Genomic DNA, 14,123 nt, shown 5'->3' on the forward strand with positions numbered 1-14,123 from the left:
CGATTGGAAATCAGAGATGGTATCTGTCTTATTTGAGCATGCCCATTTTTATGGGAGAAGTATTCATAATTTTGGATAATCAACAGCCGTGATACCTGACTATATTTTATTAAAAAAAGAGCCTTTATCTAAAGATGAATTTTCAATTATAAAGCAATATCCGACGATCAGTTACCTTTTGACAAAAGCCATGTTTCAAACTGCAAATAAAGACTTGTTATATGCTATTCTCTATCATAAAGAATATATAGACGGCACAGGGTATCCATATCAAATAAATCACGAGGCAATTCCTTTGCTCGCTAAAATTATTTCTGTTGCTGATGCTTTCGATGCAATGTTGTCATTTCGACCATATCGAAATAATAAAAGTAAATATGAAGCCATTCGTATTTTAAGAGAAGAAAGTGGAACGAAATGGGATGCAGAAATCGTCCATATTTTTACCCATTTATTAACTAAAAAAGAAATAAATATGGTATAGTAGCGATAAGAAGATGTAAGACTTCGTATCGCTTTTTTCTTGGGATAGAAAGGAGAAACGTTCATTGAACTGTACGAACTTATTAAAATCAACTCTCTCTTGCTTTGAACAACAAATTAATCGCCCGACTGTTTTAATCATGAATGAAGCGATCATTTTCTCACATCATTTATCCGACGATGTGAAATATTTTTTTTACAAAAATGAATCGACAATAAAAGAAGATTCACTCCGTATATCAACGCCTACATTATTGCAGTATGGCACTACAAAATGGGATGTTTTTCCTATCGAAACAAATTTGAAAGATGTGAGAGCTTTACTATTTGTTGCACATCCTTATCATCTTGCAGTGCATCATTATATTGAGTGTCTCATAAAGTTATTTGAACTAATGATTCAAAAAGAGTATAAAGAAAAATTATTAGCAGACCAAATTGACCAACTGTCCGAACGAGAAAAACAAGTCTTTTTTCTATTAATGAAAGGATATAGTAATCAAGAAATTGCGAGAGAACTTATTTTAAGCAAACATACAATTAAAAATCATATTAATAGCGTCTTTCAAAAGCTTGAGGTAAGACGTCGTTCGCAGTTGATCGCAAAATTTAGCCATTTGTTATAAATTGGGGGATAAAATATGGACATTTACGTAGGTAGACAAACGATTTTTAATAAAAATTATGAAGTCATCGGATACGAATTGCTATATCGAAGTGGAGACAAAAATTTTTATGATGCGATCGATGGAGACAAAGCTACCATTGATGTATTGATCAACAGTTTTATGAACATCGGTATTGAAAAATTAACGAATGGTGCTCGTTGTTTTATTAACTTTACAGAAACTTTATTGAAAAAGCAATTGCCCTTTCATTTTCCGAAAAATTTAGTCGTCGTCGAAATTTTAGAAAACATCCCATATTCAGAAGGATTGCTAGACATTTGCAGGAAACTAAAAGCCGAAGGATATACGATTGCTCTTGATGATTTTATTTTTTACGATCAATATATCCCTCTTTTTCCATACATCGATATAATAAAAATTGATTTCTCAAAGCAAAATGATTATAAACGATTTAAACCATACATTGATATGTACCATATTCACTTGCTCGCAGAAAAAATTGAAACGAGTGATCAACTGGAAGAAGCAGTTCGTAACGGTTTTTCTTATTTTCAAGGTTATTTTTTCAGCAAACCGATTATAGTAAAAGAAAAATCGTTGCCAAAAATCGCATACACATCTCGTTTATCTTTAATTACTCAATTAAATAAAAACGAACTAAACTTTGAAGAAATCGTTGCAGCAATTGAAAGCGATCCTTCTTTAACATATCGGCTATTAAAAACAGTTAATTCGTTTTTTTTATCTTCTACTCCAAAAATCAAATCAATTCGACATGCAGCGATTTTATTAGGAACAAACCACTTAAAAAGCTGGCTTACCGTTTTAACGTTACAAGAGCCAAACGAGCCATTCAAAAATGAAGTAATTATTAATTCTCTTGTACGTGCAAAAACATTGGAGCAACTAGCTGAACTTATTCATTTGCGTGATGAAAAAGATGTTTTATTTTTTATGGGTATTTGTTCGTCTTTACATTTATTACTTCATCGCCCATTACATGAAATATTAAAAGAACTACACGTTGACGAAGCAATTCAACAAGGACTAAATGGTCATTCTTGCATTTATTCACTTTTATACGAACTTGTTATCGCATTAGAAACAAACGATACAAAAAAAATAAGCGATTTGACAAACACGTTGAGCATCTCTCTCCAAGAAACGTTGGCTATTTACCAACAGAGTATCGAATGGGTTGTGCAACTACAAAAATGTAGCCAATTTAGTTAAGTAAAAAAGGCTTGCTCGAAGCCTTTTTTACTTAACCTTAAACTGATTCATCATCTCCGTTAATTGATCAGCTAATTCTTCTACTTGTTTTGCTTGTTCAAAAATTTGATGGGCAGCTGCTGCTTGTTGTTCTGTCGCTGCGCTTACTTCTTCAATGCTTGCTGATGCTTCTTCTGTAACAGCTGCTACATCTTGCATATGTTCTGCAATTGTCTTACTATCGTTTTGCACTGTATGAATACGAGCAATAACTCGATCACTTCGTTCACTCGTGTTCGTTAAATTTTGTGAAATGTGTTGAAACGCTTGCTTTGCTTCGATTACTCGTTCAAAAGCAAGATTGGCTACTTTACTTCCTTCCGCTACAATAGCTATCGCTTCCTGTGTATCATGATATGTTTGCTGGATCATTTGAGCAATTTGATCTGTTGCTTTCTCTGTTTCTTCTGCTAGCTTTCTTACCTCTCCAGCTACAACCGCAAATCCTCTTCCTGCTTCGCCAGCTCGCGCCGCCTCAATTGAAGCATTTAATGCTAATAAATTCGTTTGCGATGTAATACGACTAATGACATTAACGATTTCTCTCACTTCCCTTGAGCGTTCACCTAATCGTTTCATCGCTTCAACTGCATCACTTGAATGTCTAGCAGCTGACATCATTGTCTCACTCATCGTTTGGAGAATCATTTCTCCTTGCAATGACACTTGCTTAGCTTCAGTCATTGCTTGTTCCATGTTTTCTGCATCTTCTATTAAAAGTTGCAATTCTTTCATCATCCGATTCACTCGTTCTGTTACATCTTGAACAGAATGTGCAATCGCTGCTGAACCGTGCGCCATTTCGCTCATCGTCACAGCCACTTGATTCGTTGTTTGCTTCGTTTCGTCGCTAGCAACGACAAACATTTGTGAGTATTGGCGAAGCTGTTCAGCTGAATGATGCAACTGTTGTAGCATATTGCGCATATGGTGCACCATTTGTTGAAAGTATTGCCCGAGTTGTCCAACTTCATCTTTACTTTGATGATCAATCGTTACCGTTAAATCACCGCTTGCTACTTCTTTCGTCAATTGACTTAACTTTTGCAATGGACGGACGAGTCGCGAAGCAAATAAAACGATGACAACAGCCGCAAATAAAATCACAACGCCCGCTGTAACAAACGATAAAATGGCTAAATAATATAACTTTTCTGTCGCCTCGTCAACAGGCACCGTAAGCACAAGTCCCCATCCCGTCGACTGAATTGGTGCATAAAAGGCGTATTTTTTTACCCCTTCAAATTCATATATACCCATTCCTTTTTTGCCAGCTAATGCATGTCTTAATAACGAAACGAGCTTATCATTTTTTTCTTGTAATAAATTTTTCTCTAACACATATTCTTTTTTTGGATGTGCAATAAGCACACCATCTTTTTGAATTAAATAGCCATATCCCGTTTTCCCAACCTTAACGTCAACAACAAGATTTGTGATTTCTTCTGTTTTTACTGTGCCGAGAAGCACACCGATAATTTCACCTTTTTCACGAATTGGCGAAGCGATGACGATCACTTTCTCCCCCGTCGCTCGCGAAACGATGACATCTGACACAACTGTGTTTCCACGTAGCGCCTCTTGAAAATATGGGCGATCGCTAATCTCCAATTGCTTTCCGCCTGCATACGCTTTTCCAGTCCGATCAGATACTGCGATTAATTCAAATGTTGACCATATTTTTTGTATATGCTTAAGCCGATTCTCATTTTGTTGTAGTTCGACAACATTCCATCCTCCTTCACTACTTAATCCTTCAATTAACTTTTTATGATCCGTAACCCATTGATTGACCGCAGTTTGCAGCCGTCCAAGCTCCACTTTCGCTGTTTGTTCAAATTGATCCTCTAAAAACTGTTTTGCTTTTTGATGGTTCAAATATGCCACTAAAAATAAAGAAATAATGACAATTGGCATAATGACCAACAGTAGCTTTCCCCTAATACTTCTCATAACTTTTCCCCCTCGCCGATAATTTTTCATATATGTATTTATCATAAATAAAATAAGTATGTAATAAAAGGAGGTAAATTTGACTATTATGATACAATTTATTTAAAATATTCATCCTCATTTTATATGTTGAAAAACCAACATCTTTCGACAATAATAGACATATATTCTATTTTTCTTTAAGGAGGGGCTTGGAATGGAAAAACATATACATATACCACATGCCCTGTTTACAAATGAACAGCTTTTGTTTAACGTCATGGACCAATTGTTTGATATCGTCTTTTTAATGAAAGTGGAAGAAGGGCCGCGCTTTCGGTATGAACGTGTTAGTCCATCATCTCTCCATTTAGCGAGTTTAACGGAAAAAGATATCGGAAAATACATCGAAGATATATATGATCATCACGTTGCAAATCATTTAAATGAACAATATACAAAAGCATGGAAAACAAAATCGCTCGTTACCTTTCGCGATCGTATGAACGTAGAAGGAGTGCGTTTTGCGGAATCTACGTTAATTCCTGTTTTAAATGAAAACGGCGAAGTCACACATATTGTCGCATGTACGCGTGAAATTACCGACATATTGCAAAAAGAAGAGCAGCTAGAAGAAGCGCTTCAATTAATTGATTCTTTATTTACTCATTCACAAGAAGCATTTATTTTATTTGATTTATTCGGACGAATCATTCGTATCAATAAAGAGGTAGAACATTTATTCGGATTGCAGAAAAAAGAACTTGTTGGAAAAACACTTTCCGAAGTCATCCCAGCGTATAAAGAAAATATCGAGCAAACATTAGCACGACTAAGCGAAGGAAAGCCGTTACATGCCATTCGTTTAACGCTGAAGACGAAAAACAACGACAACATATACGTTTCCGTCAATGCTTCTCCGCTGTTAGACAAAAACGGAAACATCATTGCAGGTTTTGCTAGTCTGTTGAATATTACAGATCTCATCCAAACACAAAAGCAATTAAAACAAAGCGAAAAGTTGCATCGTCACATTGTTGAAGCATTTCCTGATGCAATCATCATTTGTACAGACGATAAAATCACATACGCCAATTCCGTTGCCCTTCATATGTTTAAAACAGCGACGCTTGACGATTTAAAAAACAAACCAATTCAACAATGGATCAATACAGTCCAACAACCAACCATCACAGCAATAAATGGCGAAATGATCCCCGTACACATCGACGTACTCCCATTTCCATACGAACCGAAACGGACTGAATTGATGCTCATGAAACCAATCGAACCGATTGCCGCAAGTCAAAAAGATGAAACATATATAGAAAGAAACGAGTTTGTCGAAAAGTTAACCGATCTTCTTTTTGCACATGAAGGAGTCGCTATTCTTTTAATTGACGTATACCAATTTAAATTTATTAACAGCTTTCTCGGATATGAAAACGGCAACGAGCTATTAAAACAAATCGGTATCCGTCTTCATGAAACGATTGATACAAAAGTGATGTGGACAAGAATAAACGGTGACCAATTCATCATTGCCCTTTCGTATGAAAAACAAGACGAAGTGGGACAGCTTGCGCATACAATAAAAGAAACGCTTCAAGAACCTTACACCATCGGTAATCAATCGATTCGAATCGGGGTTCATATTGGCATTAGCTATGCATTCGACGCTCAATTGTGCGCAGAAACACTAATCAACAATGCTGAAAAAGCATTATATTTCGCAAAAATGGAAGGAACAAATATTATTAAGCCATACGAGCCGCATATGTCAAACGTTTTTACTCGAAAAATTCAACTTGAAAACGCCCTTTCATCAGCTGTAGAAAACGAAGAGCTTTTCTTACTTTATCAACCGAAAGTAAATTTCCATGCGTGCTCGTTTAGTGTAGAGGCGCTCGTTCGTTGGAAACATCCACAGTTTGGTTTTGTAAGCCCTGCAGAGTTTATTCCCATGGCAGAAGAAACGAATGCCATTTACGACATCGGAAAGTGGGTGTTACGCCAAGCATGTCGCGATCTTACCTTTTTACGTCAAAGTGTAGCTGGATGTATGAAAATCGCCATCAATTTATCCGCCAAACAATTTTCAGACGAACATCTCGTCGAAGATATTCAGCATATTTTACAAGAAGAGCGTTGTGACGCCTCATGCTTTATTTTCGAAATTACTGAAACAACGATTATTAAAAATCCTGAGCACGTCGTAAAAACGTTAGAACAGTTAAAACAGCTTGGCTTTTCGATTGCGGTAGACGACTTTGGCGTCAGCTACTCGTCACTTGAATATTTAAATCGCTTCCCAATCGACGAAGTGAAAATTGACCGCTCGTTTATTCAAAACATCATAAACAATGAAAAAAGCAAAGAAATTGTCACCGCCATTATCTCTCTAGCGCATAATTTACAGTTAACTGTTACCGCTGAAGGAGTCGAGACAAAACAACAAGCACAATTTTTAATTGAAAAACAGTGCGAGCAACTGCAAGGTTTTTACTTTAGCCGACCCGTATCGCTCGAACAACTACCAAACACGATCGTATCATTACAACAAATGGTTAACACATTAAAATCCCCGATGTAACTCGGGGATTTTTTATACGAGCACCGCGCGATCGCTTGCAAATTGGCTGCCGCGAATGCGCTGAAACTCTTGAAGCAACGCTTCGACAGTGAGCTTTTTCTTTTCCTCTCCACTCGCTTCAAAAATAATTTGCCCACCGTCCATCATAATAAGCCGATTGCCTAATTGGACGGCTTGCTCCATATTGTGCGTCACCATTAATGTCGTTAAGCGATATTGTTCAACAATTTGTTTCGTTAAATCTGTAATTAACTTCGCGCGCGCAGGGTCTAACGCCGCGGTATGTTCATCGAGAAGGAGCACATGCGGCTTCGTAAACGTCGCCATTAAAAGCGACAACGCTTGCCGCTCCCCGCCAGATAACAAGCCGACTTTCGCATGGAGACGGTTTTCTAATCCGAGCTGAAGCGTGGCGAGCGTTTCTTTAAAAAATTCGCGCCGCTTTTTCGTTACGCCGAAACGAAGCGTTCGCTTGACTGTTCGGTTATAAGCGATCGCTAAATTTTCTTCAATCGTCATATTTGGTGCTGTCCCTGCCATCGGATCTTGAAAGACGCGACCGATATAACGCGCTCGATCGTGTTCACTCATCGTCGTCACATCTTTCCCGTCAATCACCACTTCTCCTGTATCTGGAGCCAGTCTCCCTGAAATAATGTTCATTAACGTCGATTTTCCCGCTCCGTTGCTGCCGATAATCGTTACAAAATCGCCCGGCTGAAGCGAAAGTTCGATATGTTTTAACGCCACTTTTTCATCGAGCGTTCCTTCGTTAAACACTTTCGTAATCTGCTTGAGTTGAAGCAACGGCTGCACCTCGCTTTCTCGCTTTCCGCTGTTTTTCGGCACGCGCCGCTACCATTTGCGGAACGACGAGCGCTAAAATGACAATCATCGCTGTAATGAGCTTCACATCGCCCGTCTCTAAAAATTGGACGCGCAACGCAAGCGTAATGACGATGCGATATACAATGGCTCCGAAAATCACCGCAAGCGTCGCCCGCACAATCGTTTTCGCCCCAAATAACGCTTCACCGATAATGACCGACGCTAAACCGATGACGATCATGCCGATCCCCATGCCGATATCGCTAAAGCCGCTATATTGCGCAATAAGCGCACCTGAAAACGCGACGAGTGCGTTTGACAAGCCGAGACCAATCATCGTTAAACGGTCCGTGTTGCCTGAAAAACTAGCAATCATTTTTTTATTATCCCCGACGGCACGAAGCGCCAAGCCGACTTCCGTTTTTAAAAATACGTCAATGACTACTTTCACTACAGCGACTAAAAACATCCCAAAAACGATAATCGCCCACGTTTTCGGAACGAAAGGAAATATCGTTGCCAACGCTTGATCGAAACGTTGAAACGCTTTTGTGATGATCGTCATGACCGTTTCTTGTTGTAAAAGCGGGACGTTCGGTTTATCCATAATGCGCAAGTTAATCGAATATAAAGCGATCATCATTAAAATCCCTGATAATAACGGATTAATTTTCCCCTTCGTATGCAAAAGGCCTGTCGCACATCCTGCGAAAAAGCCAGCACCAAGCGCCGCAAGCGAAGCAATAAACGGATTGACGCCACCGACGATGAGAACGGAAGCGACTGCCGCTCCCGTCACAAAACTTCCGTCCACCGTCAAATCAGGAAAATCTAAAACGCGAAACGATATATACACCCCAAGCGCCATAAGCGCATATAACAATCCTGCTTCAACTGAGCTAAACAATGCTGTAATCATACGGATCCATCCTTTGTTTTATTCAATAAATTCCGCCATGCTATCCCATTCACTACGCCATTCGACACCCATCTCTTTTGCTGCTTTTTTATTGATGACGAGCTTCAATTTTTGCGGATATTGTACAGGAAGTTCAGACGGCTTTTTCTTCCCTTCTAAAATGTCTGCTGCCATGACGCCTGCTTCATAGCCAATATCGTAGTAGTCAAAACCGTACGCCGCAAAACCGCCACGTTTCACGGAATCTAACTCGCCGACAAAAAGCGGTAAATCTTGATCGTTCGCGACTTGAATGACCGACTCAAGCGCTGAAACGACCGTATTGTCCGTAATGACGTAAAAACAATCGACTTTGCCAACTAACGATTCCGCCGCTTGTTTTACTTCCGCCGATGTCGACACCGAAACAGGTACGATCGTTAAGTCGGTCCCTTCCATCGCTTTTTTCACCGCATCAATTTGCGCCACAGAGTTTTGCTCGCCCGCGTTGTAAATCATGCCGACGCGATTTCCATTCACAAATTGATCAATAAATTGCACCGTTTTCGGAATGGCATCTGGATGTGTATCTGTTGTCCCTGTCACATTTCCACCCGGATTTTCCATCGATTGTACAAGCTTCGCTCCAACCGGATCTGTCACAGACGTAAAGACGATCGGAATATCTTTCGTCGCATTTAATGCACCAAGCGCGCTCGGTGTAGAATTGGCGAAGATTAAATCGACGCCATCCGCAACAAAGTTGTTGGCAATCGTTTGGTTATTGTTCATATCCCCTTGCGCGATTTGCACATCGTATTCGACTTTTAACCCTTTTTCTTCAAGCGCCTTTTTAAATCCGTTAAACGCTGCATCAAGCGACGGATGTTCAACAATTTGCGTCACACCAACTTTATATGTTTTCTCCTCGCTTTTTTCTGTTGTTGTTTTTTCTTCAGCGCATCCTGCTAGCACACTTCCTGCAAGCAACAACGCGCCACACGTCTTTAACCACTTCATTCGTATCCCCCTCACTTTTTCGCTGTTTCGCTTTTATGCGTTAAATTATACAAATATATTTTCTAAATATCAAGTCAATTCTAAAAAAAATAAGAAAAGCGCAAAGCGCCCGCCTATCGGCGAAGAGCGCACAAGCCCCACCGAGGAGGCTGTCGCCGCCGCAGTGTGGGGCGGAGCGACTCGAGCCGATGGCGCTTGGAGCTAGACATGAAACCGAAATTTTATACTTTCTCATCTTGAAAAAAAACGGTGCTCACATCGCACCGCTTTGAGAGATGACTTGTTCTTTTAATGCACGTCTTAAAATTTTTCCTGTCGTATTTTTTGGCAATTCCTCTAAAAATTCAATCGAACTTGGCACTTTATATTTCGCTAAATGCTCGCTACAATAAGCGATTAGCTGTTGTTCTGTCAACTGTTTATTTTTACTTACCACATAACATTTTACCGCCTCTCCAAAATTCGGGTCTGGCACGCCGATGACTGCCGCTTCCACGACATCCGGATGGCTGTAAAGCACTTCTTCCACTTCACGCGGATATACGTTATATCCTCCAACAATAATCATATCTTTTTTTCGATCAACGATGTAAAAATATCTTTCTTCATCCATTTTCGCTAAGTCACCTGTATATAACCAACCGTCTCGAATCGTATGCGCGGTTTCTTCTGGCATTTTATAATATCCTTTCATCACATTCGGACCGCGCACGATCAGTTCTCCGACTTCACCAACAGGCACTTCTTCTCCTAATTCATTGACGATTTTATTTTCAACGTTTATAATGCTCGTCCCGATCGAGCCCGGTTTACGCGGACGATCAAGCGGATTAAAACATGTAACTGGCGAAGCTTCTGACAGTCCGTACCCTTCGGAAACGATAACTTGAAACTTTTTCTCGAAGTTTTTCAATAACGCAACAGGCATCGATGCTCCGCCTGAAATACATAGGCGCATATGCGCAAAATCTTCCGCCTTTCCGTCTGGATATTGATATAAAAAGTTATACATCGTCGGCACACCCGCAAAAACAGTCGCCTTTTGTTCACGTGCCACTTTAAATACTTCCCCTGGGCTAAATTTCGGGAGAATAAGCACCGTTCCACCGTTCATGAGCGGGGCATTGAGCGCCACCGTCAAACAAAAGACATGAAACATCGGCAACGTCGCAATGACGCGATCATCTTCGTTTATTTTTAAGTAATCTGCGACATCTTGGGCGTTGCTGTATAAATTTTTATGCGTCAACATCGCTCCTTTTGGCTTTCCAGTCGTTCCTGATGTATATAAAATGACCGCCACATCATCATCGTGAAGCTCTGGCCCGAAGAACGGCACATCACCTGTCGCTAGCACATTTGTAAACGATTTCATTTTTTCCGGCACGACGATGCCATGTTCTTTCCCTTGCGGTGTTTCACAAATGATGATATGCTCGACATTCGGTAAACGTCCGTCAAGCTTCATAAGCGTCGGCATGACAACATCAAGCGCAATGACAACTTTCACATCGCCGTTTGTTAAAATGTAATGAATTTCATCTGCCGTATAAATGGGATTAATCGGAATCACCGTCGCCCCCGCACGCATCGCACCATATAAACTGACGATAAAATAAGGTGAATTGCCTAACAATAGCGCCACATGATCCCCTTTGTTTACCCCTAGCTTCTCAAGTCCGCTCGCAAATTTCATGATCGCGCCGTTCAGTTCACCGTACGTTGCTGACGTTTGGTCAAACATATACGCCTGCTTATCTGGCTTTTGCGTAGCTATTTGTTGTAACCGTGAAACTAAATTCATTTTCCCCACCCCTTTAGTGAATGAATGATCATTCATTTTAAAATTAAAAAAATTCTAAATGTATTATATTTTAAAATAAAAAAACAGGCAAGCGAGACATATTGAATTAAAAAAACGAGGCTTTGTCGCCCCGTATTAAAAAGATATGGATCGCATTTGGCTATCTGTGGCGCGCAGCAATTCTCCCCACGTTCGATAGCCGCGCATGCGAAATTGTTCCAACAGCTCAACGAATAAATACGCTGTCGTGAGCGCATCGCCAATGGCGGAATGGCGTTCATACATGCGTGTACCGAACGCCTGGGCATATCGCTCTAAATCGCGCATATCATATGACGGTGCAATAAAGCCAATTAAATCGAGCGTATCGATAAACGTCGGTTTGCGAAATTTCATTTTTTCGCGGCGCAATTCGTGTTTCATCACAAATAAGTCAAACGAAATGTAATGTCCGACAAAGCAGACGCTTTGTTTTTGTTCAACAAATTGAAAAAAATGTTGCAATGCTTCAATTGCCGTCGGCGCATGTTTCACCTTTTCTTCCGTAATGTTCGTCAATTCAACAATAACCGGTGGGATATCGCGATTCGGATTCACATACGTATGAAACGTTTCGTCTTCTATCACCGTCGTTCCCCTCACTTGCACCGCGCCGATCTCAATTAACCGATCCGTTGTTGCTACATCAAAACCGGTCGTTTCTGTATCAAATACGGTAAAAACAATATCATCAATCGGCGTCGATAACGGGATGTTATCATTTAACTTATAGTCAATCGCCTTTCGTAAAAAAAACACCCCTATCCCCCCTAAAAATGAGAAAATAATTGCGCCTGAAGTTGCTTTAACGTTTTTAAACTTAATATGAGTTCATCTTTTTCTCTTGTCGTCATCGTCGTAAACGATAAGACGGACGACGATTGTTTATTCGCTTTGTAATGATTCCATTTATGGCGAATGTAAATAGCTAGCACGTTTTCGGCCGCTTTTTGCACATCTTTCGCAAACGCAGGAGATAACACTTGTTTTTCCTTTAGCTTCTCAATTCGCTCAAACGGTGTGCCAGATACGATTCCATGAATGAGCCCTAAAATTTGTATGCTATGATGGTACGGAAATAACACTTCTTTTTTCATATCGATTGTTTTTCGCTCAAGCCCGAAAATCGAGCGAATCGGACGATCGAGCGTCGGAATTTCATTTTGCCTTTCCATCTCAACAAGCCGAAAAAAGAAAATTTTTGCGCGGCTTAACTGCTCACGAATTTGTTGTTCAAACGCACGATGCAAGTCGATATCGCCATATACAAATCGATACGAGAAAAAGTTTTGTGCCAACAACAAATTGTCATTTGTCGCATGAATCATCCACTCGCGCAATCGGTCTTTCCACGTTTCAAGCGAACCGCGCCATGCGTTTTCGCTCGCCATCATCTTCCCTTTGCATCGCTCATATCCCGCTTTCTCCATGACGCGCACAATCGCTTCGCCAAGCGTTGCAAAATATGAAGCGTGCTCCTCGCTTTCATACACAAGAAAATGATCTTGGTCGGTTAATAAAAACTGCTCCCTCCGTCCGCTTGATCCCATCTGGTAAAAAGCGAAACGGCACGGAGGATCTCCGACTTGTTCGATCGCTAACGATAAACAACGAAAGACGAGTCGATCGTACAGTTTCGTAATCGTATTTAAACATTGAGCAATCGGCACTTGATCGCGCAACATTGTCGCCAACAACTCGTAAATCGCTATTTTCATTTTTGATAGCGTATGTTCATCCGCATGATCAATTTGTTGAATCGTGCGCATCATGCTTTCATTTTTCTTTCGCATTAAATCTGAAAACGTCACAATCCCTTCTACTTTTCCGTCGTCGACAACAGGTAAATGTTTCACCCCACGCTCAATCATCATGGCAAGCGCATCGTAATAATACGCAAATCGTGAAATCGTCGCGACATGTTTTGTCATCACTCGTTCAATAGGTGTGTCATACGGAAGAGACTGTCCAAGCACTCGTTCAACAAGATCCGTTTCCGTTAAAATACCACATAACTGTTGGTCATTCGTCACAACGATCGAACTAATATGAGTCGCCGCCATTTTTTTTGCTGCTTCTTGTACTGTTGCCGTTGGTGGTAAAGTGACGACATTACGTACCATTAAATCTTGCACAGGAACGACAAATGATGTAGAATCGCCAAATTTTCGCGCTTGTTTGACTTGTTCAGCAAGCGACACATATACGTCTTTTAAACGGATGCACGCCTGCGCAAGCAAATAGTCATGGACATTCGGATCATCCCATAACCGCGTTAACACAGAAAACGGCATGACAAGCACTTCGCATCGTTCCGCCGCCCGCACAGCAACGAGCTCTTCTTTTCCTTCGTTTTTCGATACACCTAAAAAATGGGCTAAGCTTGAAAACCCGATAATCCCACCTTTTTGTACGACTTCAAGCACTTCGTCATACCCTTCATGCTCAACGTATACTTCCGCCACCCCATCAAGCAACAAAACAAGCCCTTTGCGCCGCTCATTTTTCCCTAAAATGAGATCGTCTTTGTCAAACGTCTTTTGTTCACATTCAGCGATAAGCTGTTCGATTTCACGTTGTGGCAACCCCTGAAATAATGGATGCATCAATATCCCCTCCCTTATA

General features: G+C 40.5%; 11 protein-coding genes. 4 read left to right on the plus strand and 7 right to left on the minus strand.

Going from position 1 to position 14,123, the window contains the following annotated elements; all coding sequences use genetic code 11:
- Positions 1–88 precede the first annotated feature (88 nt).
- The 3 genes from EKC99_RS08045 (at position 89) to EKC99_RS08055 (ending at position 2,345) form a co-directional block, all read left to right on the plus strand.
- Positions 89–484 (plus strand): HD-GYP domain-containing protein, encoded by a 396-nt coding sequence (locus EKC99_RS08045; RefSeq protein ID WP_163151357.1) that lies wholly within the window; start codon positions 89–91, stop codon positions 482–484.
- Positions 485–548: 64 nt separating this feature from the next.
- Positions 549–1,109 carry a helix-turn-helix domain-containing protein gene (locus EKC99_RS08050; RefSeq protein WP_075039239.1) on the plus strand — a complete coding sequence of 187 codons (561 nt, stop codon included), beginning with the start codon at positions 549–551 and terminating at the stop codon, positions 1,107–1,109.
- A gap of 15 nt (positions 1,110–1,124) precedes the next feature.
- Positions 1,125–2,345 carry an EAL and HDOD domain-containing protein gene (locus EKC99_RS08055; protein ID WP_075039238.1) on the plus strand — a complete coding sequence of 407 codons (1,221 nt, stop codon included), beginning with the start codon at positions 1,125–1,127 and terminating at the stop codon, positions 2,343–2,345.
- Positions 2,346–2,372: 27 nt separating this feature from the next.
- Here the strand turns inward: EKC99_RS08055 and EKC99_RS08060 are convergent, their stop codons facing one another.
- The gene (locus EKC99_RS08060) at positions 2,373–4,337 is read right to left on the minus strand and encodes a methyl-accepting chemotaxis protein (protein ID WP_163151359.1); all 1,965 of its coding nucleotides are present in this window, start codon (positions 4,335–4,337) and stop codon (positions 2,373–2,375) included.
- A gap of 196 nt (positions 4,338–4,533) precedes the next feature.
- Here EKC99_RS08060 and EKC99_RS08065 point away from each other — a divergent pair, with 196 nt between their 5' ends.
- A complete protein-coding gene (locus EKC99_RS08065; protein ID WP_055440469.1) occupies positions 4,534–6,909 on the plus strand; it encodes an EAL domain-containing protein in 2,376 nt (791 codons plus the stop codon).
- Positions 6,910–6,921: 12 nt separating this feature from the next.
- On the opposite strand, the gene EKC99_RS08070 is transcribed toward EKC99_RS08065, so the two are convergent.
- From EKC99_RS08070 to EKC99_RS08095, 6 genes are all read right to left on the minus strand, one after another.
- Complete coding sequence (locus EKC99_RS08070) at positions 6,922–7,716, minus strand: ABC transporter ATP-binding protein (protein ID WP_163151361.1); 795 nt, start codon at positions 7,714–7,716, stop codon at positions 6,922–6,924.
- On the minus strand, positions 7,682–8,656 hold the full coding sequence (locus EKC99_RS08075; RefSeq protein ID WP_021093967.1) for an ABC transporter permease: 975 nt from the start codon (positions 8,654–8,656) through the stop codon (positions 7,682–7,684). The genes EKC99_RS08070 and EKC99_RS08075 overlap by 35 nt, the downstream gene beginning before the upstream one ends.
- Before the next feature lie 18 nt (positions 8,657–8,674).
- Complete coding sequence (locus EKC99_RS08080; protein WP_021093966.1) at positions 8,675–9,655, minus strand: ABC transporter substrate-binding protein; 981 nt, start codon at positions 9,653–9,655, stop codon at positions 8,675–8,677.
- Positions 9,656–9,908: 253 nt separating this feature from the next.
- On the minus strand, positions 9,909–11,459 hold the full coding sequence (locus EKC99_RS08085) for a fatty acid--CoA ligase family protein (protein WP_021095290.1): 1,551 nt from the start codon (positions 11,457–11,459) through the stop codon (positions 9,909–9,911).
- A gap of 135 nt (positions 11,460–11,594) precedes the next feature.
- Positions 11,595–12,257, minus strand: coding sequence for a 3'-5' exonuclease (locus EKC99_RS08090; RefSeq protein ID WP_021095291.1), 663 nt, complete (start codon positions 12,255–12,257; stop codon positions 11,595–11,597).
- 11 nt (positions 12,258–12,268) lie between these two features.
- Positions 12,269–14,104: a DUF294 nucleotidyltransferase-like domain-containing protein gene (locus tag EKC99_RS08095; RefSeq protein WP_163151363.1), complete on the minus strand. Its 1,836-nt coding sequence runs from the start codon at positions 14,102–14,104 to the stop codon at positions 12,269–12,271.
- Positions 14,105–14,123 lie beyond the last annotated feature (19 nt).

Source organism: Anoxybacillus sp. MB8 (assembly GCF_011006755.1).
GTDB lineage: Bacteria > Bacillota > Bacilli > Bacillales > Anoxybacillaceae > Anoxybacillus > Anoxybacillus gonensis.